General features: G+C 68.9%; 28 protein-coding genes. 7 read left to right on the top strand and 21 right to left on the bottom strand.

Features of this window, described 5'->3' with window-relative positions; all coding sequences use genetic code 11:
* The 10 genes from FHS38_RS34925 to FHS38_RS28700 form a co-directional block, all read right to left on the bottom strand.
* Positions 1 to 220: hypothetical protein (locus FHS38_RS34925; protein ID WP_221495476.1), on the bottom strand; the 220-nt coding region annotated here is incomplete at its 3' end.
* Between the two features lie 220 nt (positions 221 to 440).
* Positions 441 to 758 carry a hypothetical protein gene (locus tag FHS38_RS28660; protein WP_184738447.1) on the bottom strand — a complete coding sequence of 106 codons (318 nt, stop codon included), beginning with the start codon at positions 756 to 758 and terminating at the stop codon, positions 441 to 443.
* A gap of 11 nt (positions 759 to 769) precedes the next feature.
* Complete coding sequence (locus FHS38_RS28665; protein ID WP_221495477.1) at positions 770 to 1,012, bottom strand: hypothetical protein; 243 nt, start codon at positions 1,010 to 1,012, stop codon at positions 770 to 772.
* A 24-nt stretch (positions 1,013 to 1,036) separates the two neighbouring features.
* Positions 1,037 to 1,420, bottom strand: a complete 384-nt coding sequence (locus FHS38_RS28670) for an RRQRL motif-containing zinc-binding protein (protein ID WP_184738449.1) — start codon at positions 1,418 to 1,420, stop codon at positions 1,037 to 1,039.
* Positions 1,420 to 1,659: a hypothetical protein gene (locus FHS38_RS28675; protein WP_184738451.1), complete on the bottom strand. Its 240-nt coding sequence runs from the start codon at positions 1,657 to 1,659 to the stop codon at positions 1,420 to 1,422. Before FHS38_RS28675 ends, FHS38_RS28670 begins: the two co-directional genes overlap by 1 nt.
* Positions 1,656 to 2,666 (bottom strand): DUF2637 domain-containing protein, encoded by a 1,011-nt coding sequence (locus FHS38_RS28680; protein WP_184738453.1) that lies wholly within the window; start codon positions 2,664 to 2,666, stop codon positions 1,656 to 1,658. The genes FHS38_RS28675 and FHS38_RS28680 overlap by 4 nt, the downstream gene beginning before the upstream one ends.
* A complete protein-coding gene (locus FHS38_RS28685) occupies positions 2,663 to 3,001 on the bottom strand; it encodes a hypothetical protein (protein ID WP_184738455.1) in 339 nt (112 codons plus the stop codon). Before FHS38_RS28685 ends, FHS38_RS28680 begins: the two co-directional genes overlap by 4 nt.
* A complete protein-coding gene (locus FHS38_RS28690) occupies positions 2,998 to 3,204 on the bottom strand; it encodes a hypothetical protein (protein ID WP_184738457.1) in 207 nt (68 codons plus the stop codon). The genes FHS38_RS28685 and FHS38_RS28690 overlap by 4 nt, the downstream gene beginning before the upstream one ends.
* Positions 3,201 to 3,851, bottom strand: coding sequence for a GGDEF domain-containing protein (locus tag FHS38_RS28695; protein WP_184738459.1), 651 nt, complete (start codon positions 3,849 to 3,851; stop codon positions 3,201 to 3,203). The genes FHS38_RS28690 and FHS38_RS28695 overlap by 4 nt, the downstream gene beginning before the upstream one ends.
* The gene (locus FHS38_RS28700) at positions 3,851 to 4,147 is read right to left on the bottom strand and encodes a hypothetical protein (protein ID WP_184738461.1); all 297 of its coding nucleotides are present in this window, start codon (positions 4,145 to 4,147) and stop codon (positions 3,851 to 3,853) included. Before FHS38_RS28700 ends, FHS38_RS28695 begins: the two co-directional genes overlap by 1 nt.
* 571 nt (positions 4,148 to 4,718) lie before the next feature.
* On the opposite strand from FHS38_RS28700, the gene FHS38_RS28705 reads away from it, so the two are divergent.
* The 3 genes from FHS38_RS28705 (at position 4,719) to FHS38_RS28715 (ending at position 7,137) form a co-directional block, all read left to right on the top strand.
* Entirely contained in the window at positions 4,719 to 5,087 is a 369-nt protein-coding gene (locus tag FHS38_RS28705; protein ID WP_184738463.1) for a GntR family transcriptional regulator, read from the top strand.
* A 186-nt stretch (positions 5,088 to 5,273) separates the two neighbouring features.
* Positions 5,274 to 6,407 (top strand): NsdA family TPR-like regulatory protein, encoded by a 1,134-nt coding sequence (locus FHS38_RS28710; protein WP_184738465.1) that lies wholly within the window; start codon positions 5,274 to 5,276, stop codon positions 6,405 to 6,407.
* 19 nt (positions 6,408 to 6,426) lie between these two features.
* Positions 6,427 to 7,137 carry a creatininase family protein gene (locus FHS38_RS28715; protein WP_229822789.1) on the top strand — a complete coding sequence of 237 codons (711 nt, stop codon included), beginning with the start codon at positions 6,427 to 6,429 and terminating at the stop codon, positions 7,135 to 7,137.
* 143 nt (positions 7,138 to 7,280) lie between these two features.
* On the opposite strand, the gene FHS38_RS28720 is transcribed toward FHS38_RS28715, so the two are convergent.
* The 5 genes from FHS38_RS28720 to FHS38_RS28735 form a co-directional block, all read right to left on the bottom strand.
* Positions 7,281 to 8,084, bottom strand: coding sequence for an NUDIX domain-containing protein (locus tag FHS38_RS28720; RefSeq protein WP_184738467.1), 804 nt, complete (start codon positions 8,082 to 8,084; stop codon positions 7,281 to 7,283).
* Positions 8,085 to 8,284: 200 nt separating this feature from the next.
* Entirely contained in the window at positions 8,285 to 8,911 is a 627-nt protein-coding gene (locus FHS38_RS28725; protein ID WP_184738701.1) for an HD domain-containing protein, read from the bottom strand.
* The gene (locus tag FHS38_RS36200; RefSeq protein WP_308433586.1) at positions 8,892 to 9,092 is read right to left on the bottom strand and encodes a GntR family transcriptional regulator; all 201 of its coding nucleotides are present in this window, start codon (positions 9,090 to 9,092) and stop codon (positions 8,892 to 8,894) included. Before FHS38_RS36200 ends, FHS38_RS28725 begins: the two co-directional genes overlap by 20 nt.
* A 22-nt stretch (positions 9,093 to 9,114) precedes the next feature.
* A complete protein-coding gene (locus tag FHS38_RS36205; RefSeq protein WP_308433587.1) occupies positions 9,115 to 9,339 on the bottom strand; it encodes a GntR family transcriptional regulator in 225 nt (74 codons plus the stop codon).
* A gap of 468 nt (positions 9,340 to 9,807) precedes the next feature.
* A complete protein-coding gene (locus tag FHS38_RS28735) occupies positions 9,808 to 11,268 on the bottom strand; it encodes a DUF8370 family protein (protein WP_184738469.1) in 1,461 nt (486 codons plus the stop codon).
* A 439-nt stretch (positions 11,269 to 11,707) separates the two neighbouring features.
* Here FHS38_RS28735 and FHS38_RS28740 point away from each other — a divergent pair, with 439 nt between their 5' ends.
* Positions 11,708 to 13,009 (top strand): restriction endonuclease, encoded by a 1,302-nt coding sequence (locus FHS38_RS28740; RefSeq protein ID WP_229822790.1) that lies wholly within the window; start codon positions 11,708 to 11,710, stop codon positions 13,007 to 13,009.
* A gap of 810 nt (positions 13,010 to 13,819) precedes the next feature.
* On the top strand, positions 13,820 to 13,996 hold the full coding sequence (locus FHS38_RS28745; RefSeq protein WP_184738471.1) for an Rmf/CrpP fold protein: 177 nt from the start codon (positions 13,820 to 13,822) through the stop codon (positions 13,994 to 13,996).
* Between the two features lie 18 nt (positions 13,997 to 14,014).
* On the opposite strand, the gene FHS38_RS28750 is transcribed toward FHS38_RS28745, so the two are convergent.
* Positions 14,015 to 14,416 (bottom strand): RidA family protein, encoded by a 402-nt coding sequence (locus FHS38_RS28750; RefSeq protein ID WP_184738473.1) that lies wholly within the window; start codon positions 14,414 to 14,416, stop codon positions 14,015 to 14,017.
* The gene (locus tag FHS38_RS28755) at positions 14,413 to 15,588 is read right to left on the bottom strand and encodes an acyl-CoA dehydrogenase family protein (RefSeq protein WP_229822791.1); all 1,176 of its coding nucleotides are present in this window, start codon (positions 15,586 to 15,588) and stop codon (positions 14,413 to 14,415) included. Before FHS38_RS28755 ends, FHS38_RS28750 begins: the two co-directional genes overlap by 4 nt.
* Positions 15,589 to 15,725: 137 nt before the next feature.
* On the opposite strand from FHS38_RS28755, the gene FHS38_RS28760 reads away from it, so the two are divergent.
* Positions 15,726 to 17,366 (top strand): AMP-binding protein, encoded by a 1,641-nt coding sequence (locus tag FHS38_RS28760; protein ID WP_184738475.1) that lies wholly within the window; start codon positions 15,726 to 15,728, stop codon positions 17,364 to 17,366.
* A complete protein-coding gene (locus FHS38_RS28765) occupies positions 17,359 to 18,219 on the top strand; it encodes a PaaX family transcriptional regulator (protein ID WP_184738477.1) in 861 nt (286 codons plus the stop codon). Before FHS38_RS28760 ends, FHS38_RS28765 begins: the two co-directional genes overlap by 8 nt.
* 21 nt (positions 18,220 to 18,240) lie before the next feature.
* On the opposite strand, the gene FHS38_RS28770 is transcribed toward FHS38_RS28765, so the two are convergent.
* From FHS38_RS28770 to FHS38_RS28785, 4 genes are all read right to left on the bottom strand, one after another.
* Positions 18,241 to 20,481 carry a bifunctional salicylyl-CoA 5-hydroxylase/oxidoreductase gene (locus tag FHS38_RS28770; protein WP_184738479.1) on the bottom strand — a complete coding sequence of 747 codons (2,241 nt, stop codon included), beginning with the start codon at positions 20,479 to 20,481 and terminating at the stop codon, positions 18,241 to 18,243.
* Position 20,482: 1 nt separating this feature from the next.
* The gene (locus FHS38_RS28775) at positions 20,483 to 21,310 is read right to left on the bottom strand and encodes an enoyl-CoA hydratase family protein (protein ID WP_184738481.1); all 828 of its coding nucleotides are present in this window, start codon (positions 21,308 to 21,310) and stop codon (positions 20,483 to 20,485) included.
* 168 nt (positions 21,311 to 21,478) lie between these two features.
* The gene (argF, locus tag FHS38_RS28780; protein WP_184738483.1) at positions 21,479 to 22,480 is read right to left on the bottom strand and encodes an ornithine carbamoyltransferase; all 1,002 of its coding nucleotides are present in this window, start codon (positions 22,478 to 22,480) and stop codon (positions 21,479 to 21,481) included.
* Between the two features lie 115 nt (positions 22,481 to 22,595).
* On the bottom strand, positions 22,596 to 23,825 hold the full coding sequence (locus FHS38_RS28785; RefSeq protein ID WP_184738485.1) for an arginine deiminase: 1,230 nt from the start codon (positions 23,823 to 23,825) through the stop codon (positions 22,596 to 22,598).
* Positions 23,826 to 23,827: the final 2 nt, after the last annotated feature.

Here is a 23,827-nt window from a genome sequence, read left to right on the forward strand (position 1 = left end):
ACAGGCCGGACGTGGCCACGGTGGCCGCCTCCGCACCGAACACGGTGGCGGGCAACGCTCGTACGGCACCGCGCTGTACCCGCCCCGTACCGCCCATTGCCGAGGCTCCGGCATCAGTGGTCGTCACGGTGATATCGAGCGGAATGGCCTGGCCGCCGCCGGGATCGGAGGCGGGATCGGCCGAAGGTGCTGTAGTCGTCGTGGTGCTGTTGTCAGACACTGTGGGTGCTCCTCATCTGGGGTGCGCAGGGCGCCTCCGGCCTGCTTTCTCAGGGCCTGGCCGGAGGCGCGGCACACGGCAGGGATGTCAGTCGCGCGGTTCGACCAGCGGGGTGGGGCGAGAGGCCCAGGGCTGGCCGCAGGAGCGGCAGTTCTCGGCGTCCGGGGGGTTCTGGGTGGTGCAGTGCTGGCATTTCCAGTCCATGACGTGTCCTTCCAGGTCAAGGGCGTTGTGTGAGGGTGTGGGCGGGGTGTGAGGCGGCGGCTTCCTGCCACCGGCGGCTCTCGCCCGGGTCGGTGCTCTGTATCCGCACCCGGAACGAGCACCCGGACACCTTGCAGCGGTGGGTGGTCGCGGTCGCGGCCTCGAAGGCCTGGTGCACTGCCGTTGTGACCGTGGCGAAGAGCGCCAGGACACAGGCGGCGATGTCCAGGGCGGGGACCTTGCAGGCGGAGAGCCGGACCGCGTAGGAGACGGCGACACCCGCACCGACGGTGGCGGCAGCGGGAAAGAGGAGACGGCCGAGTCGGCGCTTCAACGTCGTCGCCCTCAGAGCTGGTTGGGCTCCAGGGCGAAGAACATGGTGTTGGCTCCGGTCAGGTCCGGGTTAGCTGAGGTGATGTGGTTCTTGATGGCCGTGAAGACGTCGTGGCGGGTCGCTCCGGCCGGCGGGGTCCACGTGCCGTAGAGGCTGGAGGTCAGACGGCCCGGCAGCTCCAGGGTGATGATCCAGTGGTGGGATCCCTGCGTCTGGGCGGCCGGGATGCTGCTCTGCTCGGTCTGGGTGGTCACAGCAGAACTCCTTGGTTGAGGTGGTCAGGCGGTGCGCTGTTCCTCGGGGTAGGCGCAGGTCACGCACATTCCGAGCGAGGTCGGGATGCAGTAACCGGCGTCAACACGGCAGTTGGGGCAGGTGCGGCGGGCCGTCATGGCCCGGTCGAGGGAGGCCCGCCGGCCGGGTGTCATCGGCCGGACGGGCTTCGCTCCGGTGAGCGGGTAGAGGTAGGCGACCTGCACCCCGCCCCGGCGGCGGTTTTGGCGCATGATCTGCGCCGCGATCGGCTGACCGCCGGGGCGTAAGCCGCGGGCGCGGAGCTGGCGGCGCGTGGCCAGGCCGTCCGGGGCCAGACGCCACGGGTACGTCGGTATCCCGTACCGGGCCCCGGTGGGGTCGTAGCACTTACCGAACGTCGGCGACATCAGCCGAGGCGGTGGTAGGCGGCCCGGCACTGTGCGGCGTGCGCGTTGGCCCTGCCACTGGTGAAGGGCAGGAAGTCGCTCACGGGGTAGTCCGATGTGGCACCGCAGCCGTGGCACGTCCAGCGGGAGTTCTTGCCGTAGCTGCGGCCGGTGACGTCGACCGCGGCACCGACGAGGTTGTGCATCCGGATGAGCAAGTCCGCTGGTTCCAGCGGGCTGGTGTTCGGCGAGAGCTTCACGGGGCGACTCCTTCGAGAGCCCTGGGTGCCGGGGTGGGGTTGTCGCGCAGTTCCTGGTAGCGGGAGGAGACCCAGCCGGTAGACCAGCCGGTTAGCTCGGCCGCCGTGCGCACGGGGAGGCCCGCTTCGAAGGCGGCGCGGGCAGTGGCGCGGGCCCGTTCCTCCGGCTGCTTCTCCGTGGCCGGTCCGGCGGCCAGCAGTGCGGCGCGGTCACGCTCGGCCCGCTCGGTGCGCTCCTGCCGTTCACGGCGTTCACGTTCGATGCGCTGCCGGCGTTCGTGTTCACGGCGTTCGGCAGCTTCGCGTTCACGGCGTTCATGCTCGCGCTGCTGCTGTTCACGCTCCTGTTCGCGGCGTTCACGCTCGGCCCGTTCCTGACGCTCCCGGGCCTCCGCGTGCTCCCGTTCCTCCCGGCGTGCGCGCTCTTCCCGCTCGGCCTGTTCGCGGGCGAGACGGGCCTCGTGTTCACGCTGTTCACGGGCGACCTGGGCTTCGTGGTCGCGCTGTTCACGGGCCCGCCGGTCGGCTGCTTCCACGCGTTCGGCAGCGGCCTTCCGTGCCGCTTCGCGTTCGTCCCGCTGCCGGGCTTCCAGGGCCGTTACGGCGGCGGCGATGGCCCGCCGGTAGGCCAGCCCGGTCTCAGCAGTGACGATCAGCAGCAACGGCGCCACCCCGTGCACGGCCACGCCCACCATGTCCTTGAGCAGCGCGGAGTCGCCCACGTTCAGGGCCAGCGTCATGCCGCCGGTCATCCACCTCAGGACGATGGGCCACCGGCCGCCACGCCCGCCGAGACGGGCCAGGGCGGAGTCGAGGCGGACCACGATCACCACAGCGGCATCCACGACCAGCGGCAGGATCGGCGCCGTCCAGTCCCACGCATTCGGGGTGTGGGCGGCCATGAGCGGGGTGACGGTGAGGACCGAGTAGAGCATGGCCCCGAAGACGATCAGCCACATGCCCACCGACAGAGCACGCTCGGCTGAACGGATCTGAACATCGTTCACCGGACCGCCCCCTGCCGTGAACGCGCCTCGTCGCGAGCGGGCACATCGGCGTAGCCGATCAGGCGTACCCGGGCGTCGGCGCAGCCGGTCTCTGCCGTCAGGACACGGGTACGGCCACCGCTCTGCTCGCGGTAGTTCACCGAAGAAGGAAGGATTCCGAGGGCGCTGCGCCATGCCTCGAAACCGGCAAGGTCGTCGTGGAAGGACAGCTCCAGCCTGTCCGGGAAGATCGTGGACACCCCCAGGGTGGGGGCGGGAAGGTGCGCGAATTCCGCGCTGAACTGCCGCAGAGCGAGCAGCGGAGCGTTCAGCGCCGACAGGGCCGGGGCGCTCATGCCGCATCTCCGGGGAGGCTTGCCCCGGCCTGGTCCGTCAGTTCCTGGCGGCCGGCCGTGGCCGGGGGGTGGGCCGGGGGGTAGTCGGTGGGCACCGGCCGGGAGTCGGTGTCGAGGACCTGGTGTCGCTGTTCCGCGAGTTGCCCGGCCCGGTACTGGCGCGGGTGCAGACGGCGGTAGAGACGGTGGCGCAGCGCGGTCATCGGGAACCTCCACTTCGGGCGGTGGTGCCGGAGCGGCCGGTACGCCGGCCGTTGGTCGTCGTCATCGCGGGGACCGGCCCGTCGGCGATGCGCCAGCCGCCGCCATCGCGCTTCGCGGCGTACATCGCCTCATCCGCCCGCCGCAGCGCACGGTGCAAGACGGGGTCGGGGAGGCCAGCCACGGGAAACGCGCCGATGGACGCCCCCACGGGCAGTGCCGTGTCCCGGAAGGTGACCGGGACGCACAGCAGGTCGGCCAGGGTGTGCAGCTCGCACGGCAGGTCACGCAGCGTCGGGCAGGTGATCGTGGCGGCGAACTCATCCCCGCCCAACCGCCCCGCGCACCCGCCACGCACCTGCGCCCAGGACTTCAGCCGCGCGGCGACGGTGGCCAGGACCTCGTCACCGGCGGCGTGGCCGTAGGTGTCGTTCACCTGCTTGAACCCGTCCAGATCCACCAGCACGACCACCCCAGCGGGAGCAAGCAGCCGACGGCGGGCGGTCGTCGTGAAGGAGTCACGGCCGGGCAGGCCGGTCAGCGGGTCGCGCCGGGCAAGGGCGACCTTGCGGCGGAGAAACAGGGTATGGAGCGACCAGCCGGCCGCGAGCGGACCGGCGGCCACCGATGCGGTGACCAAGGCGTTCATCACGCCGCCACCGCCCTACCCGACGCCCGCCCCCGGCCCGTGCGCGGCCGGTCGAGCACCGTGACGTTGAGCAGCGCGGGAGCGTGGGCACCGAGGACCTCCACGGCGAGCTGGGTGACCGAGTCGACCAGAGCCGGGTCGTCCGCGAGGATGTCCCGCGCCGCGTCCAACCGCGCCGCCCGCTCCTCCGCGCTCTCATCCGGCTCGCCGAGCCACAGCTCAAGCGGCGTACCGAGCGCTAACTCGATGAACTCGTCGGCACTGGCGGCCCGCTGACCGCCGACATAGGTCTTCATGGCAGGGATCTCCTGACCTTCGGGAAGGGGTAGGACCCGGGGCAGCCGTACGTCTTTGGCGAGAGGAAGCCACCCCGGGGCGAAGCCGTATCCCGGCTCCCCTCAACCCCGCCCGTACGACCACGACGGCCGGACGGGCGAAGGAGGCAACCGGCCGCAGCGCACGGCGGCGCTGCGGAGGGTTGAGCAAGTGCTGTGCGTGTCTCCTTCGGGACTGCGGCTCCCGTACCAGGTAGAGCCGCCATGCCCGGCGAAGGCGTATGGAGACGTGACCTTTCGGTCTAAGCCCTCCGGCTGCAAAGGTGCCGGGGAACCTCCCCCCGTCCAGTGCGGGGCTCCTGAGCCTGATCTCCCGGGCCCGTCGGGTCGTGCAGGTGCTTGTGGTGAATGCAGTTGCGGTGGTCTGGGGTCCGCTTCACTCGGCTGGAGCCGAGCTGCCACGTGCCATCCCGAACCAATCGCTAGGTAACCTAGGTCAGTTGCCTGAGAAGAAGCTACCTAGGTCGCTTCGTTGCCGTCAAGGACTCCGGGCGAGAAAGTCCAAACGACCTAGGTTGGGTACGCTCTACTGATGGACTCGAAGCCCAACGCCCGGGAGATTGCCGCCCAGCTCCGCAGCGAGATCGCCGACGGGACGTACGGCCCCGGAACGCGGTTGCCCGGCGCCAAGGGCTACGCCAAGAAGCTGGGCGTAGCCCTCATGACCGTGCAAAGCGCGTATGGGCAACTCGCCGAAGAGGGCTTGGTCGAAGGTCGCCCGGGGAGCGGCACCTTCGTGCTTGACCCAGTGAAGGGTGAGCCCACCGCCCAGCAGACCGCTATGGGCCTCCGTGAGCTTCAGGTCGAACTGAAGCATGTCACCTCCCAGCTCTCCGATCTTCACGGCCGGATCGAACGACTCGAAGCCGAGCTTTCCGGTCGCGCTGTCGAGAACCAGTAGGCCTCATGTGGCGCCGATCCACAGTGGACAGGGTTAACACCCGGCACCTGTTACCTGTTAACTCCGCACCTCCGGGCGCATATTGGGCGATGATGTGGGTCCGCCGCATCGCCTGACGCTGGGGGCGCGATGAAGACGAAGCTGCAAGCAGCCCGTGCGGATCGGGGCTGGCCGCAGGCTGAGCTGATGAGCGAGATGGCGGTCGCTGCCGAACGACTGGGAATCGAGTTACCGGCGCCATCAAGCCTGAAGACGCAGGTCTCCATGTTCGAGAACGGCCGGCGGACCCCGGGAGATGAATATCAAGCGATCTTCTGTGAGGTCTACCAGGCCACCCGGGTCGAACTCGGATTCGTGGTGGAGACCGCTCCATCCCAGCTCGATTCCCTTCCCACGCTACCGAGCCCGCGCATCCTCTCGCCAAAGGCCAGCCCCGAGGTTCTCGACTACCTGCGGTCGGTGTTCATCCAGCACGCACAGGCTGAGCCTCTTGTCGGGCCGCGCTTCCTCGTGCCCGCCGTACAGAGCCAGATGCCGCTCATCGAGGAACTCTGCAAGGAGGCGTCAGGGCCCCTCCGGGGCGACGTAGTACGCGTAGGGGCCCGCTATGCCGAGTTCCTGGGCTGGCTGCACCAGGACACCGGAGACTCCCAGTCGGCGATGCTTTGGACGAACCGCGCTCTCCACTACTCGTCCGAATTAGATGATCCCGCCCTAAACGCGTACGTCTTCCAGCGCCGCAGTAACATCGCCGCCGAAGCGGGTCAGGCGGGCTACGCCTCTGGGCTTGCCAACGCAGCGCTGAGGCACGCCGGCCGACTCCCCGGCCAGGTTCGAGCTGTGGCCCTCCGAGCACGCGCCAACTCCTACGCGCTCCTGGGACAGTCGATGGCGGATGAATGCGCCCGTGCCCTCGATGAAGCCCGGAGCCTTGCCGACGGGGCAAGCGATGAAGACGGCAATCTCGCGCCGTATTGCTCGGTCTCGTACATCGACATGGAGGCGGCTAATTGCGCTCTCCAGCTCAGACGCCCTCAGGATGCCGTGAGGACACTGGAAGAGAGCCTGACCCGGTGGCCTGCTGAACAGCAGCGGGACCGCGGCCTCTGCCTAGCCCGGCTCGCTACGGCATACGCCCAGCTTGAAGACGTCATGGGCGCGTACAGCGCGGCATCACAAGCCGTGGACATCGCCCAGACGACAGGATCGGCTCGCATCCTCGCGGAGCTGAGCCGACTACAGACGTACCTCACGCCGTGGCGGAAACTGGTGGAGATTGCTGAACTGAACCGGCTGCTGGGCAGTATGAAGGAGACCTGAGCCGGACCGAAGGAGCACCGTGAACCTGCTGCCCACGATCACCACCGCCGATGTTCAGGAGCAGTCTCCGCGCGTGGCCGTACTCCCGATCGGTTCGTACGAGCAACACGGGGCCCACCTCCCCCTGGTCACGGATACAGCAATCGCCTGCATCATCACGCGCGAGCTATCCGCCGCGTACAGGGTGCTTGCCCTCCCGCCGATCAGCATCGCGTGCAGCCACGAGCACGGGACGTGGCCAGGCACCGTCAGCATCAGTGCTCGCACCCTGCACGCAGTGGTAACCGATATTGCAGATTCGCTGGAAGCCTCCGGCGTCCGGAAGCTCGTGCTCGTCAACGCGCACGGTGGCAATTACGTGCTCTCCAACATCGTCCAGGAAGCCAACCTCGTCGAACCGCGGATGACGCTGTTCCCTCACGGACGCGAGTGGGCTCGGGCAAGGGAGCACGCGGGCCTGGTCTCCAACGCGCATGATGACATGCACGCAGGTGAGATCGAGACCTCGATCCTGCTCCACGCGGAACCCTCGCTCGTGCGCCCTGGCTACGAGGCCGCGGACCACGACGGTGGCGACAGGCCGTTTCTGCTCACACTGGGGATGAGGGAGTACACCGACAGTGGGGTTATCGGCTTCCCCTCGTATGCCTCAGCGGAGAAGGGCGAAGCAGTGCTGACCAGCCTTGTGGCCAGCTTCGGCGATCACCTCGCGGTTCTCGGCGAGAAGTAACCGGAGCCCACGGGTGTCCCTGCCAGGTCACATCGCAGCCCCGCCGCCGTGCGGAATTCGATCAGCCGCAGGAGCACCTGCGGGAGGCCAGGTTGCTGGCGTGCCGCACCGGGCGGTGCGGCACCGCCGACGGATCGAGCAGATTACCGGGCGGCTCTAGGAGCCCCGTCGCCACGAGTGGCGAGCAGGTGCAAGAGGGCAACCAGCGTGCCTGACCCCATCAGTTCGTCGCGAGCCATGAGCCCGGGAATGTCGGCCAGAGACACCCATTCGACGTGGCCGGCTTCCTCAACGTCCGTTGGGTCGCCGACATGCTGAGCCCCGCGCCCGACGAAGATCTCATGAGGAGAGTCCACCATGCCGACCATGGGCTGATAGATGACTACGCGCTCCAGGGCGTCCGGTCGCCAGCCGGTTTCCTCCTCCACTTCCCGTAGAGCGGCGGCAAGGGCGTCTTCCCCGGCATCCACGATGCCCCCAGGGAGCTCCCAGCCCCACTTGTCCGGCACGAAGCGGTACCGCCAGAGCATCAGGACGCGGTCCTGGTCGTCGAGCACTGCGGCGATGGACACGTGCTGTAGCCGCACCACATGGTGTTCGAACCGCTTGACGCCCGGCGGCTCGACGTCGACCAGGTCGAGCTTCACCCACCGGTTGTCGTAGACGGTGCGCTCGCCGTGGATCTGCCACTGCTCCAGCACTCCGGGAGAGGTGACGCTTACGCTTTCGTCCGCCAGCGCGGCGGGCACGGTGTACGAGCTGCGGCCTCGAACTTGCAGCACGCCTTCGGCGACGAGTCGGGCCAGCACTTGCCGAAGGGCGGTCCGGCCAATGTCGAGTTGCTCCACTAGCGTGCGCTCCGACGGGAGCTTGTCCCCGGGGGACAGCTCTCCAGACGCGATCCATTCCCGAAGCGTCTTGTCGACCCGCGCGGTCTTCGGCCCCATCCCCTGAGCACACTCCCGAGTCGTCGTCTGGCGCCTACCAGCGTATCTACCCGGTTCTGTGCTCGTACCGATGGTGGCTTCGGAGCGCTGACCAAGGTGAAGTCCTTCGGCTAGGCGAATATGACCCTCCACTACATACCCGCTGCTGCGGTGCTCAGCGGCGATCCTGGCGTCCACCCCTCGATGCTCCTCCGCTTCACTCATGGCCTGGACGACTCGCGTACTGAGCCCCACATCGGCTGAGCCGCGCTGACGCGGGAGAGGCGCTGTTCAACCCGGGCCGTAGCGCTGTGAATCTCAGGGGCGGCACGCTGAATGAATCGACCTACCAGCGTGTCCGGCCCGTATCGCTGCACGATCTCGTCCAGCCGCTCCGCCGGCGTCGTGCATGCCCCGTCCGGCGTGGTCGTCATGTCGCAGAAGATCAGTGCATCCACCAGGTCCGGGCGCTCCAACTCGAACTCGCCTTCCAGCTCCTCGCGGAGTCCCCGCTCCTCAGCCTCCAGCAGGGCGCAGGAGTGGTGCGCGACCAGACGGACCACCCGCTCATCCATGCCCTCCTGGTCCCGAAGAAACCGAGCGCCGTCAAGGGGGTGGAAGCCCGTGGAGGCAATCCGCGGCGAGTAGCCGACATCGTGGAGTACGGCTGCAGCCTCCATCAAGGAAGCGTCGTCTCCCAGGATCCCCCGGAGTGAGCGGGCCCGCCCGGCCACCCCCAAGGAATGCGACCAACGTCGCGGCAATGGCTCGGCAAGCAACGATTCGGCAAGGCTGTAGAACCGGTGGTGAGATCCATGGCACCCAAGGCTACGAGGCCCCCCTCTCAGTCGGGAGGGCGCGAATCTTCCGTCGACGGTTCGGGCTCATTTCGATGAACCCCCGTCCTTCCATCTGTGCGATGGCAGAACGAACCGCCGTACGCGATACGCCGAAGTGAGCGCACAGCTCACTCTCGGAGGGGAAGGTGTCGCCCACCTCTACGCCCTTGGTCCCCAGGAGGTCCGTCATCTGGTCGACCAGCGGGCGCCGGTCACCCGTGCCCGCTACGAACCATCCCGCGCCCTGCACGGACTCGATGACTCCCGTCGGCCTTCAACGCCTTGAGCGCCCGCCCGATCGTGCTGCGCCCCACACCGAAGGTACCCATCAGCTCCGCCTCGGGCGGGAGTGCCTCGCTGATCTGCCCCTTCTCGATCTTCTGGCGCAGAGTCTCCGAGATCTGCAAGTAGGTGCCTCGCGGACTGGCCTGCGGCACGTGGCCTCCCATTACTTCGCCCGTCCCGGCGTCCGCCCGGCGGCGCCCTCCTCGCACCAGCTTCGCACGTCGCCCCGGGACGGTGACGGCCGTGCGCACGGCGGGCCGCACACACCCATGATCAGGCCCTGCGGTCAGAAATTCCCTACTCCATCAAGGCACCCGCCGCGCACGGCGCGGCGCGCGCGGCCCGGCGTCCGGGCCTGCGCTCCTGTCTGCGCCCCGCTCCAGCCCGGCCGCCGTCCGCACGCCTGACAGCTCGGGTTGATGGGTGGCGAACCCGCGATGTGGCCGAGTCGGTACGCGAGTGCGGCTCAGGACGATGCCTCCGGCGGGGGCACTCAGGCTCCGGGATGGAGGGGCCCGTGCGCGAGTGCTGGCCGGTGGGTGTTGCGGTGGGGGCTCCCATCCCGTCTGCCGTCGCCCCAGGCAGACGGGATGGGAGCTGGGGGTGAATGGTGGGTTGATCTATGCCTTGGAGGCGGACGGCTTGTTATCGCTGCGAGCGTCGATAACAACGATTGAAGGCTCGTTCCGAATATCGAGCTCCGTCAGAACTCGTGCCGTCTTCTCCTGGTCCTCAGCGGTATAGCAGAGGATCACCTTCACCGACTGACGCGTCCCGTTAGCCGCCTCATAGATGGAAACCTGCTTTTCCAAATTCCTCTTAAGCGAGGAATTCGAGGCCAGCTTGAACTCAATTAGAGATTTATCCCCCGACCCGTACGACACCTTGAAATCTACAGGACCCCTCCCGTTGTTCGGCTCTCGATTCACATCGAAATCCGTATAACACCAAATCAAACCAAAGAAGAGCTGAACCTCGACCTCTTGAGAGAATGGACGCCCTGCGCGATTGATGACGCGGTAACCGTCCTTGTTCTCGATGTAGTCCTTGAAACAGAGAACTCTTTCCAGCGCCTCGTCGTAGCTCGTCCAGGGTCTTCCGTAGAAGTCAGTTTTCCCCTGAAGGTCGGGAACGGCTAGCTTCACTTGCCGCACGAGGACTTCATGAGTGTCATCCGTCTTCTCCCTACTGGAAGCTTTCGCCTCCTCTCCTTCTTCTTCCTTCAGGCCAATATAGAGGTCAACGAGCTCCGGGAACTCCTTGATCACGCGGTCGATCGCCGCATTCCGATCCCTAATCGTCTGCTTTTTGTAGAAAACGCGGGAGAAGTAGTTATTGAGCTGCGCCCGAGTCTGATCGTCCTCGACCGCCGCTGGCAGGCCCTTGAAGCGCCTGAGCAGATCTTCGCGACTAATCCAGGTATCGTCGCGGGTCAGCATGTCAACTGGCGTTAGTATGACGAAGTCGTCTCGCAACTCGGGAAGGAAGTACGTGCGAGTCTCCCAGGTCTCAGTCTCGTAGTTGAAGGCTGCCCTAGGAACCGAGAAGGAGCTGCAGTCCTCTTCGCGCATATGATCGCGCGCAAACTTTTCGGTATAACGGAGAAGGTAGTGCTTAATCAGGTTTGTCGTGAAGTCGCTGACACAATCCCGACCCACTCTCGGGCCAATGATTGCCAATTTCTCCAAGTGCGTGCCGACTACCTCCTCTTTCCCAACGTTGCGCAGAATGTCACCAAGCGAGCTGTTAAGAGATTTCGCGAAAGTCTCCCCCAAGGCGTGGCCGCCGTTACCGAAAACCGTGAATCCCAACCAGTTCTGCTTAACCTCCTTGAAGTGATACCAGTTCTTGATGTCGCCAGTAGACAACTCGCTGCCCGATTTTTTTTGCAGGAACTGCAGATAAATGACAATCTGCTGGTGCAGCGCCTGATATTCGGGCTTCTCGCTGGTGAACAAGAGAAACGGGTCGATGAACATCGGGAGATCTGAAACGATGCAGATGTCGAACGCCCCGTATGCGGCGAGAGTTTCAGCGGACACGCCGAAGTGTTCCGAAAAGTAAATTCTGGGCTCAATCATCGGTTCGTAGCCTTCCCTGGAGCTAAACCTAACTTGCGTGACTCTGAGCGAGCGTTAATCGGCCCATGGAGGGAGCTCTCCAACATCCGGGCTCCGGGCCACAGCCATGGTTCGTACCAGCTGGCCGATGGGGGTATACGAACCTGTCGGGAGTCTGTATAGCGCAGTTGGCGTTGGCTTGGTCATGGGTGACCATCGGTCCTGGGCGAGCACCCACGAGCTGCCCAGGGAGGCGTGGGATGCAACCACAGGTCTCAAAGCTCGCCCCCCAGCAGCTGGCACCACGTACTTGAGACCTTAGAGCCCGGTACTGACATCCGTCGCGCTATCAGACGACTTCAGACAGCCAGTGCCTGATCAACTTCGAGACTCGCCGTCCTGACAGTGCTGACCGGTACTGTCGACCCCGATCGTCGGGTCAGTACTGCTGGGGGCATGTGTGGGTAGTCAGTTGCGTGTCGGTCAGGTCTTTCGCTACGCGACCGGCAAGGATCCGGGGCCGGCGATGCTGGAGGGGTACCCCAACTTTCACCATGCGACTCACTCGCCGGAGCGTGCGCGGGCATTGCTGGAAGCCGGGATCAACGGCATGGCGAAGGTCCGCACAGCAGACGGTGATCGGCGGCCGGTGATCTTGATTCGATCGAGCCCCTGGAAAGCGGGCACCGAGCAGACGCCTTGGCATGACGTGTTCGATATGGACAACGGGCACGTCCGCTACTTCGGCGACCACAAGGCCACGACCACGGTCGCGCCGGGAAGCACTAACGGCAACGCGGCTCTGCTCGACGCGTTCACCGGACACCAAGGGCACACCCCGGAGGAGCGAGCCGGAGCCGTCCCATTGCTGCTATTCCGCGCAGTCTCGCGCAACGGAAAGGTGAAAGGACACGTCGAGTTCTGCGGGTTGGGTGTCATCGAGCGAGCAGAGCGACTGGTGCAGTGGGGTGGTAACGAGCACACGACGTTCACGAACTACGTGTACGACATCGCTCTCATCGACCTCACCGACGAAGACGATAAGGTCTCCTGGACCTGGATCGATGCCCGTCGGGACAAGTCCGTGACCGACGCGGCATCACTCGACCTCGCCCCGCGGGCTTGGCGCGAGTGGGTCAAGCACGGCAACTCGGCACTGCCCCGGCTCCGACGACGCGTCGCTCGGGCCAAGGTGACCAAGGTGCCTGAGCAGCGTCCCGCTCCCAGTAGCCCCGAGGCCAAGGATCTGGAACTGATCTACAAGTACTTCGATGGACGCAAGCACGACTTCGAGGCCGTCGCCTCCGCGGTCGCATCGCGGGTTCTGCGCGGCGCCGGCAACAGCTACGTCGAAGGGTGGCTTACCCGACGATCCGGCGATGGAGGGGCCGACTTCGTGGGACGGCTCGACATCGGCAACGGCTTGGCCGGCACCAGTCTCGTCGTCCTCGGGCAGGCAAAATGCGTCAAGCTCGACAACCTCGTGACCGCTGAGCAGATCGCCCGCGTTGTAGCCAGGCTCCGGCGGGGCTGGATCGGCGTCTACGTCACCACAGGCTCCTACTCCGTGCCCGCGCAAACTGAGATGGTGGAGGATCAGTACCCAATCGTCCTCATCAACGGGAAAGATTTGGCCCGAGAGCTCAGAAGCATGGCCCGGGATGACCACGGCGGAGACCTCGAAGCCTGCATCGAGCACATACTGACCGTACGAGAGACCGCGGTCACGAACCGGCGCCCCGAAGAGATCCTGTTGGAGTAGCCACCCGTGCGACACGCGGCCTATTCGTGGACGGCGGAGGGGCACCGGTGCGCTCATGGCTCGCTGACCAGCAGTAATGCATAGGACGCACGCGCCCTCCGGAGCCGTGTGCGCGGCCGTGCCTCCGTTCTACCGAACGCGCGCCCTACCCGTCGGCCGCCAGCGCGGGGACCGTGGAGCCGACCACGTCGCCAGGCGTGGACGGTGAAATCAGGTAGGGGGTTCATCGTGGCTCGGACTCAGTCGAAGTGTGGCGCACGAACCCAAGCCGGCGGGCGGTGCGCCAACCTCGCCATGCTCGGGACATCGCGGTGCCGTGTACATCAAGGCCCTTGGTCGAAGATCGGATCGGCTGACCGCAAAGCGAAGGAAGCCAAGGAGAAGCAACGTAAGTCGCGCAAGAAGTGACACACCGACCGCAGCCGCTGTCGCGCCCCGGTGAATACGCGGCGAAATCGTCGCCCGATGGCGCTCCCGACACAGGAAACTCCAAGTCAGGCGCCCCTCGATGCGCGACGGATCGAGCCTCTTCTAAGCACTCGCCCACTCAGGCCGCGGGACTGCCCGAGTCATCGCTGAGCCGTGGATGGGACCAGATGGGGCAAGGGAGGCCCGGGCCGCCGCTGGGCCGTGCGAGGTTACCCAACGACGACCATCGACGACAGCCAACGACCGCCCCGCCGCAGCTCAGAGCGTCATCCCAGGGAGACCGCCAAGGTCAGCAACCTGGCACATAAGATCCGCGACATCTGATCCCACAGGTCACACTGGCCTCACGGATCATGCTGATGCGACAGGGAGGTGGCCCTCGTGGCGGTGAACAAGGCCGAGCTGGTGGTGGCGCTCAAGGAGGGGCGGCTGGCGTACGAGTTGGGCGAGCAGGTGGCCGACTGTCCGTATCCCCCGGGTGATCCGCTGCGGGCGGCGTGGCTGCGGGGCTGGGCCGCCGCCCGCGACGAGCGGGAGGGCGGCGCGGGCGAGGGCTGAGCGGAGCAGTCGGCGGGGTCACGGCAGGACCGCCACCCCGTCCAGTTCGACCAGGGCCTCCTCGTCCCAGAGGCGGGTCGTGCCGATCACGGCCATGGCCGGGTAGTCGCGACCCGCAAGCCGGCGCCAGATCGCCCCCAGGTCACGGGCGTGCGCGCGGTAGTCGCCGACGTCCGTGGCGTAGACGGTGACGCGCGCCAGGTGGTGCGGCTCGCCTCCGGCGGCGCGCAGGGCGGCGAGGAGGTTGGCCAGGGCCCGCTCGAACTGTTCCGGCAGGCCGTCCCCGACGACCTTGCCGGCACCGTCGAGTGCGGTCTGTCCGGCGAGGAAGACCAGTCGGCCGCCGGTGGCGGTGACGGCGTGGGAGAAGCCCGAGGGCGGGGAGAGTTCGGCGGGGTTGACGCGTTCGAGGCCGCTCATCGGCTCGGCTCCTCAGGGCTCGTGGGTGCGGTGGTGCCCTCCGCGGCCGCCCGGTACAGCTCCTTCGCGATGATCGTGCGCTGTACCTCCGTCGCGCCCTCGTAGATGCGCGGCGCCCGGACCTCGCGGTAGAGGTGTTCGAGGAGGTGGCCGCGTTCCAGGGCGCGGGCGCCGTGGATCTGCACGGCGGCGTCCACGACGTACTGCGCGGTCTCGGTGGCGAACAGCTTGGCCATCGCCGAGCGGCCCGCCGTCCCGGGTTCGCCCGCGTCGTACGCCGCCGCGGCCGCGTGGACGAGCAGGGCGGCGGCCTCGGTGCGGGTCGCCATCTCGGCGAGCTGGTGGGAGACGGCCTGGAGGTCCTTCAACGTCCCGCCGAACGCGCGGCGTTCGGCCGCGTGGGCCAGGGAGGCGCGGAGCGCGGACCGCGCCATGCCGACGGCGAAGGCGCCGACGCTCGGGCGGAAGAGGTCCAGGGTGCGCATGGCGACGCGGAAGCCGCCGCCGACCTCACCGATGACGTCGTCGGGGCCGACGGGGACGGCGTCGAAGGTGAGGGTGCCGATGGGATGCGGGCTGACCATGGCGAGCGGGCGGCCGCCGAGGCCGGGGCGGTCGGCGGGAACGAGGAAGGCGGTGACGCCACGGGCGCCGGGGGCCGGGCCGGTGCGGGCGAAGACGGTGTAGAGATCGGCCTCGGGGGCGTTGGAGATCCAGCACTTCTCCCCCGTGAGCCGCCAGGTGGGCCCCTCGCGCTCCGCGCGCAGTTCGAGCGCCGCCGCGTCGGAGCCCGCGCCGGGCTCGCTGAGCGCGAACGCGGCGACCGCGCGGCCCGCGACCACCTCCGGCAACCAGCGCGCCCGCTGCGCGGGGGTCCCCGCGTCCACGACCGGGTACGTGCCGAGGCCCTGGAGGGCGAGGGCCGTCTCGGCCTCCGTGGACTCCAGCGCGAGGGACTCGCGCAGCAGGCACAGGTCCATGGCCCGTACGGAGCCGTCGGCGGGGAACAGCCGGGCCAGCAGGCCCAGTTCACCGAGGGCCGCGACGAGCGGGCGGTTGACGCGCCCGGGCTCGCCCTTGTCCGCCAGGGGGCGCAGTCGCCCCGCGGCGAGGGCGCGCAGCTCGGCGCACCAGTCACGCTGCCGCTGGTCCAGTGCGAACGGTGTCGACACCGGGCACCCTCCTCTGTTGTCGTATCGCGCTCTGTTGACTGCCGTCACCAAGTCGCTACGCTGGCAGCGGATCCGCATGGCTGGCAAGACCCCCGTTCACCTCCATTTTTTCTCGGCGCTAGGGGGCGCAACCCGCGATGGAGCTCATGCCGTCGGCCCACGTCGACACCTTCCCGCGTGACCATCTGCCACCCGGCGGACAGTGGCCGGACCTCCGCTTCGACCTGGCGGGGGCGACCGGACCGCGCTACCCCGACCGCCTCAACTGCGGCGTCGAGCTGCTGGACGCGACGGTGGCGCGGCTGGGGGCGGACCGGCCCGCCGTGCGGGACGGCGAGGGCGGCGTCTGGTCGTACGGCGAGCTGAACGCCCGGGTGAACCGGATCGCCCACGCGCTCACCGAGGACCTCGGGGTGGTCCCCGGCAACCGGATCCTTTTACGGGGCCCCACCACGCCCTGGCTGGCGGCCTGCTGGCTCGCGGTGATGAAGGCGGGCGCGGTGGCGGTGACGGTGCTGGCCGCGCAGCGCCCGCACGAACTCGCGACGATCTGCGCACTCGCGCGGGTGCGGCACGCGCTGTGCGACACCCGGTCGATCGACGACCTGGTCGCGGCCGGGGTCCCGGCCCTGACGATCACACCGTTCGGCGGGGGCGACGGGGGCGACCTGCTGCGGCTCGCGGCCAAAAAATCCATAGCGTACGCACCCGTCGAGACCTCCGCGGACGACGTCGCGCTCATCGCCTTCACCTCCGGCACGACCGGGCGCCCCAAGGGCTGTATCCATTTCCACCGTGACGTGCTCGCCGTCGCCGACACCTTCTCCGCCCACGTCCTGCGACCGCGCCCCGACGACGTCTTCGCGGGCAGCCCGCCCCTCGGCTTCACCTTCGGTCTCGGCGGGCTGCTCGTCTTCCCGCTGCGCTCGGGCGCCCAGACCCTGCTCGCCGACTGGGGCGGCCCCCGGCGGCTGCTCGCCGACATCCAACGGCACCGCGTCTCGGTGCTGTTCACCGCGCCGACCGCCTACCGTGCGATGCTGGGCGAGCTCGACGCGTACGACGTCTCCTCGCTGCGCCGGTGCGTCTCCGCGGGCGAGCACCTGCCCGCCGCGCTCTGGCACGACTGGCAGCGCGCGACCGGACTGCACGTCATCAACGGCATAGGCGCCACCGAGATGCTGCACATCTTCATCTCCGCGGCCGACGAGGCGGCCCGGCCCGGTACGACCGGGCTGCCGGTGCCCGGTTACGAGGCGCGGGTGATCGGCGCCGACGGCCGTCCGCTGCCGGACGGCGAACCGGGGCTGCTGGCCGTGCGCGGCCCGACCGGCTGCCGCTATCTGACGGACGAGCGTCAGCGCGACTACGTGCGCGACGGCTGGAACCTCACCGGGGACACCTATGTCCGGGACGAGGACGGCTACTTCCACTATGTGGCCCGCGCCGACGACATGATCATTTCGGCGGGGTACAACATCGCGGGCCCCGAGGTCGAGGAAGCCCTGCTACGCCACCCCGACGTCCTCGAAGCAGCCGTCGTCGGACGGCCGGACAGCCGGCGCGGCGAGGTGGTCGTCGCGCACGTGGTGCTGCGGGCGGGGGTGCCGCGCACCGAGGAGACCGTCGCGGAGCTGCGGGAGTTCACCAAAAAGGAGATCGTTCCCTACAAGTGCCCTCGCGAGATCGAGTTCCTGGACGCCCTCCCCCGCACGCCCACCGGCAAACTGCAGCGCTTCAGACTGCGCGCGGGCGCTTTACAGTTTCCCCGTGACTGACCAGCCGACTGACCCGCCGACGGACCCGCAGCCGTCCCACACCCCCCGGTCCCTCATCGTCACCTTCTACGGCGCGTACGGGCGCGGCAGCGCCGACGACCCGGGCGGTCCGGTACCGATCGCGGCCCTCATCCGGCTGCTCGGCGCCGTGGGCGTGGACTCCCCGTCGGTGCGGTCCGCCGTCTCCCGGCTCAAGCGCCGCGGGCTGCTCGTCGCGGGCCGCACGGCGGACGGAGCGGCGGGATACGGGCTGTCGGACGACGCCCGGGAGCTGCTGCGCGACGGCGACCGGCGGATCTACGGCCGCTCCCCGGCGCGGGCCGGGGAGGGGTGGCTGCTGGCCGTCTTCTCGGTTCCCGAGGAGGAGCGCCACAAGCGGCACCTGTTGCGCTCCCGGCTGGCCAGGCTGGGGTTCGGCACGGCGGCACCCGGGGTGTGGATCGCCCCGGCGCACGTCTACGAGGAGACGCGGCACACCCTGGAGCGGCTCGGACTGGCCGCCTACGTCGACCTGTTCAAGGGCGGCCACCTCGGCTTCGAACCGACCCCCGAGGCGGTGGCCCGGTGGTGGGACCTGGAGGCGCTGGCGACGCAGCACCGCGCGTTCCTGGACGCCCACGAGCCCGTGCTGCGGCGCTGGGCGCGCCGGCGGACGCTGCCGCCGGAGGAGGCCTACCGCGACTACCTGCTCGCGCTGGACTCCTGGCGGCGGCTGCCGTACGCCGACCCCGGGCTGCCGGCGTCGCTGCTGCCGGACCGGTGGCCGGGCGGGCGGGCGGCCCGGGTGTTCGGGGCGCTGCACGCGCGACTACGGGACGCGGGCGGGCAGTTCGTCGCGCCCGTCCTGGCGTAGACGGGCCGGGTGCCCCTCCGGTCAGAGGGTGCGCCCCGTCGGCGGCTTGCGGCTGCCCGCCCGGTACGGCTGCGGCCAGGGCGCGCCGGGGCCGGTGTAGCCCTGGTCGGCCGCGGCGTGCAGGGTCCAGTTCGGGTCGTAGAGGTGCGGTCGGGCGAGGGCGCAGAGGTCCGCACGGCCCGCCAGGATCAGTGAATTGACGTCGTCCCAGGAGGAGATGGCGCCGACCGCGACGACCGGGACGCCCACCTCGTGGCGGATCCGGTCGGCGAAGGGAGTCTGGTACGAGCGGCCGTAGTCGGGCTTCTCGTCGGGGACGACCTGGCCGGTGGAGACGTCGATGGCGTCGGCGCCGTGGTCGGCGAAGGCGCGGGCGACGGTGACCGCGTCGTCGGCGGTGGTGCCGCCGGCGGCCCAGTCGGTGGCGGAGATGCGGACGGTCATGGGCCGCTCGGCGGGCCAGACGGCTCGTACGGCGTCGAAGACCTCCAGCGGGTAGCGCAACCGGCCTTCGAGGTCGCCGCCGTAGGCGTCGTCGCGCCGGTTGGTGAGGGGGGAGAGGAAGCCGGACAGCAGATAGCCGTGCGCGCAGTGCAGTTCGAGGAGGTCGAAGCCCGCCCGGGCGGCGGACTCGGCGGAGCGTACGAACTGCTCGCGGATCCCGGCGAGTTCCGGGCCGGTGAGGGCCTTGGGCATCTGGTTGACGCCGGGCCGGTAGGGCAGCGGGGACGCGGCGACGAGGGGCCAGTTGCCGTCGGGGAGCGGCTGGTCGATGCCTTCCCACATGAGCCGGGTGGAGCCCTTGCGGCCGGAGTGGCCGAGCTGGACGCCGATGGCGGTGCCGGGGGCCCGGGTGTGGACGAAGTCCGTGATGCGACGCCAGGCGTCCTCGTGTTCCGGCTCGTACAGGCCCGTGCAGCCCGGGGTGATCCGGCCTTGTGGGCTGACGCAGACCATCTCGGTCATGACGAGGCCGGCGCCGCCGAGGGCCCGGGCGCCGAGGTGGACGAGGTGGAAGTCGTCCGGGGTGCCGTCGACGGCGGAGTACATGTCCATCGGGGAGACGACGACGCGGTTGCGCAGGGTCAGTTCGCGCAGCCGGAAGGGGGTGAACATCGGCGGTGTCGCGGGGGGTATGCCCGCCTCGCGCTCGACGGCGGCGACGAAGTCCGCGTCCCGCAGGCGGAGGTTGTCGTGGGTGACGCGGCGGCTGCGGGTGAGGAGGTTGAAGGCGAACCGGCGGGGCGGCTGGTCGACGTGGACGGCGAGGTTCTCGAACCACTCCAGGCTGGCCCGGGCCGCCCGCTGGGTGGACGCCACCACCGGGCGTCGTTCGGCCTCGTAGGCGGCCAGGGCCTCGGTGACCGTGGGCCGGTCCGTGAGGTGGGCGATGAGGGCGAGGGCGTCCTCGACGGCGAGCTTGGTGCCGGAGCCGATGGAGAAGTGTGCGGTGTGGGCGGCGTCGCCGAGCAGCACGGTGTTCCGGTGGGACCAGTGCTCGTTGACGACGGTGCGGAAGGCGGTCCAGGTGGAGTGGTTCGAGCGCAGGGGGCGCCCGCCGAGGAAGTCGGCGAAGTACTTGCCGCACTGTTCGATGGAGGTGTCCTCATCGCAGCGGTCGAGGCCGGCGCGGCGCCACACCTCTTCGCGCATCTCGACGATGACGGTGCTCGCGTGGGGCGAGAAGGGATAGCCGTGCAGTTGCATCAGGCCGTGTTCGGTCTCGGCCAGCTCGAAACGGAAGGCGTCGAGGGCGAAGTCGGCGGCGAGCCAGATGTAGCGGCAGCGGTGCGTGGTGAGAGTGGGACGGAAGGCGTCGCGGTGGGCGTCCCGGGTGCGGCTGTGGACACCGTCGGCGGCGACGACGAGGTCGTGGGAGCGGGCCAGCTCGGCGGCGGGCGGCGCCTCGGAGGAGAAGCGCAGGGTGACACCGAGGGCGCGACAGCGCTCGTGGAGGATCTCCAGGAGCCGTCGGCGGCCGAGGGCGGCGAAGCCGTGACCGCCCGAGGTCAGGACGCGGCCGCGGTGGACGACGTCGATGTCGTCCCAGCGGACGAACTCCTCGCTCAGGGCGCGGTGGACGGCCGGGTCGGCGCTCTCGATGCCGCCGAGGGTCTCGTCGGAGAGGACGACGCCGAAGCCGAAGGTGTCGTCGGGGGCGTTGCGCTCCCAGAGGGTGACCTCGTGCTCGGGGCTCTGGCGTTTCAGCAGCGCGGCGGTGTAGAGACCGCCGGGTCCGCCGCCGATGACCGCGACCTTCATGTCACCGCCCCTGCCACTTGGGGGGCCGCTTCTCGGTGAACGCGGCGTGGAATTCGGCGTAGTCGGCGCCGTTCATCAGCAGTGCCTGGGTGGCGGCGTCCAGCTCGATGGCGGCGGCGAGCGGCATGTCGAGTTCCGCGGTGAGCAGGGCCTTGGTCTGGGCGTGCGCGAGGGCGGGGCCGTCGGCGAGACGGCGGGCGAGCGCCTGTGCCGTGGCGGCCGCCTCGCCCTCGTCGGCCAACTGGCTGATGAGGCCGATGCGTTCGGCCTCGGGGGCGCGCACGCTCTCGCCGAGCATCAGCAGCCGGGTGGCGTGGCCGAGGCCGACGACGCGGGGCAGCAGATAGGCGGCGCCCATGTCGCCGCCGGAGAGGCCGACCTTGGTGAAGAGGAAGGCGAAGCGGGTGGTCGGGTCGGCGACGCGGAAGTCGGCGGCGAGCGCGAAGACGGCGCCGGCGCCCGCCGCGACCCCGTGGACGGCGGCGATCACCGGGAAGGGGCACTCGCGCAGGGCCCGTACGACCTGGCCGGTCATGCGGTTGAAGTCGAGTAATTGGCCGGTGTCCATGGCCAGGGTGGCGCCGATGATCTCGTCGACGTCGCCGCCGGAGCAGAAGCCGCGGCCCTCGCCGCCGAGCACGAGGGCCCGTACGGAGCCGTCGCGGGCCAGCTCGGGCAGGAGGTCGCGGAGGTCTGCGTAGGCGCCGAAGGTCAGGGCGTTGAGCTTGTCGGGCCGGGCGAGGGTGACGGTCGCGACGCCCGCGTCGAGGGTCAGACGCAGGTGCCGCCATTCCTCGGTGCGGTGCGCGGAGCCGGTGAACGGACTCATGGAGCACGGCCTCCTTCAGCCGGTGGCTGGTGCGTGCCTGCTCCGCGAAGTTATCACCGATGCGTGACTGTCGTCACGAGTGCGCGATAAGGATTCACCGGGAGACGACAAGGGCCCGGCACCCCGTTCCAGGGGTGCCGGGCCCTTGTCGTCCGCCGTCGGCCGGGCTCATTCGCCCAGGGTCGCCACCAGCACCGCCTTGATCGTGTGCATCCGGTTCTCGGCCTCGTCGAAGACGACGGAGTGCACGGACTCGAAGACCTCGTCGGTGACCTCCAGCGAGGTCAGCCCGTGGCGCTCGTGGATCTCACGGGCGACCGAGGTGCCGAGGTCATGGAAGGCGGGCAGGCAGTGCAGGAACTTCACGGCCGGATTGCCGGTCGCGCGCAGCACGTCCATGGTGACCGCGTACGGGGCGAGCAGCGCGATCCGGGCGTCCCACACCTCCTTGGGCTCCCCCATCGACACCCACACGTCGGTGGCGACGAAGTCGGCGCCCCGCACCCCTTCGGTGACGTCCGCCGTCAGCGTGATGCGTGCGCCGCTCTCCTCGGCGAGGCGCCGTGCCTCGGCGATGATCTCCGGGGCCGGCCAGAGTTCCTCGGGGGCCACGATCCGTACGTCCATGCCGAGGAGGGCGCCGGTGATCAGGTAGGAGTTGCCCATGTTGTACCGGGCGTCGCCGAGGTAGGCGTAAGTGACGTGCTCCAGCGACTTGGCGGTGTGCTCGCTCATGGTGAGCACGTCGGCGAGCATCTGCGTGGGGTGCCACTCGTCGGTGAGGCCGTTGAAGACCGGCACCCCGGCGTGCACGGCCAGCTCCTCGACGACCTCCTGGCCGTGGCCGCGGTACTCGATGCCGTCGAACATCCGGCCGAGCACCCGTGCGGTGTCCCTGACGGACTCCTTGTGCCCGACCTGGGAGCCCGCGGGGTCCAGATAGGTCGTACGGGCGCCCTGATCGGCGGCGGCCACCTCGAAGGCACAGCGGGTGCGGGTCGAGGTCTTCTCGAAGACGAGCGCGATGTTCCGGCCCCGCAGCCGCGGCTCCTCGGTGCCCGCGCGCTTGGCCGCCTTGAGTTCCGCGGCCAACTCGATCAGGCTGTGGAACTCCTCCGCGGTGAAGTCCGTCTCCTTGAGGAAGTGGCGGCCCTTGAGGTCTGTCGCCATGGGGTGGGCTCCTAGGTCACGACTACAGGGGAAAATCGGAACTCTATACGATCCATCGCATCACTATGCAGTGCGTCTCACTGTGCGATGGGCCACGCCCACCTCATCTCGGGGGTCACGGGGACACCGCGTCCCGCTCGACCGGGCAGCTCATGCAGCGCGGGCCGCCCCTGCCCCGGCCCAGCTCGCTGCCCGGGATCGTGATGACCTCCACTCCATGTTTGCGCAGAAACGTGTTGGTCGTCGCGTTGCGCTCGTACGCGACCACCACCCCCGGCTCGATCGCCAGCACGTTGCAGCCGTCGTCCCACTGCTCGCGCTCCGCCGCGTGCACGTCCTGGGTCGCGGTGAGCACCCGGATGTCGTCGAGCCCGAGGGCAGCGGCGATCGCGCGGTGCATGTGCTCCGGGGCGTGGTCGGTGACCTTCAGCTCGTTCTCGCTCGTCCCGGGTTCGATCGTGTACGAGCGGAGCATGCCCAGCCCCGCGTACTGCGTGAAGGTGTCGCCGTCAACCATCGTCATCACGGTGTCCAGATGCATGAACGCCCGCGCCTTGGGCATGTCCAGCGCCACGATCGTGCGGGCGGACCCGGCCGCGAAGAGACCGCGGGCCAGCATCTCCACGGCCTGCGGGGTGGTCCGCTCGCTCATGCCGATCAGCACCGCGCCCTCCCCGATGACGAGGACGTCGCCTCCTTCTATCGTCGACGGGTAGGCCGCCTGGCCCTCGGACCAGAGGTGGAAGCCGCCCGGGGCGAAGAGCGGGTGGTGGCGGTAGACGGCCTCGTAATGCACGGTCTCGTGCCAACGGGCGGGCCAGCGCATCGCGTTGATGCACACCCCGTCGTACACCCAGGCCGAGGTGTCGCGGGTGAAGAGGTGGTTGGGCAGGGGGTTGATCAGGAAGTCGTCGAGGTCCATGGCGTGGAAGCGGACGGAGACCGGCTCCGCGTGCCGCTCCAGGAACTCGCGCTTGGTCATCCCGCCGACGAGTGAGGTGGTCAGCTCGGCAGCGGTCATCGCGTCGAACGCGGCTCTCAGATGGTCGGTGGCGAGCGGACCGTACTCCTTCTCGTCGAAGACCCGGTCCAGCACGAGCGAACGCGCCGCCGGCACCACGAGGCTCTCCTGCAACAGGTCCTGGAAGAGGTGCACCTCCACGCCGCGGTCGCGCAGCACGTCGGCGAAGCCGTCGTGCTCGGCTCGGGCGCGACGCACCCAGAGCACGTCGTCGAAGAGGAGGGCGTCCTTATTGGACGGGGTGAGCCGCTTCAGCTCCAGGTCGGGGCGGTGCACGATGACGCGGCGCAGCCGCCCGGCCTCGGAATCGACATGGAATCCCATCT

Source organism: Streptomyces netropsis (genome assembly GCF_014203545.1).
Classification (GTDB): domain Bacteria; phylum Actinomycetota; class Actinomycetes; order Streptomycetales; family Streptomycetaceae; genus Streptomyces; species Streptomyces netropsis.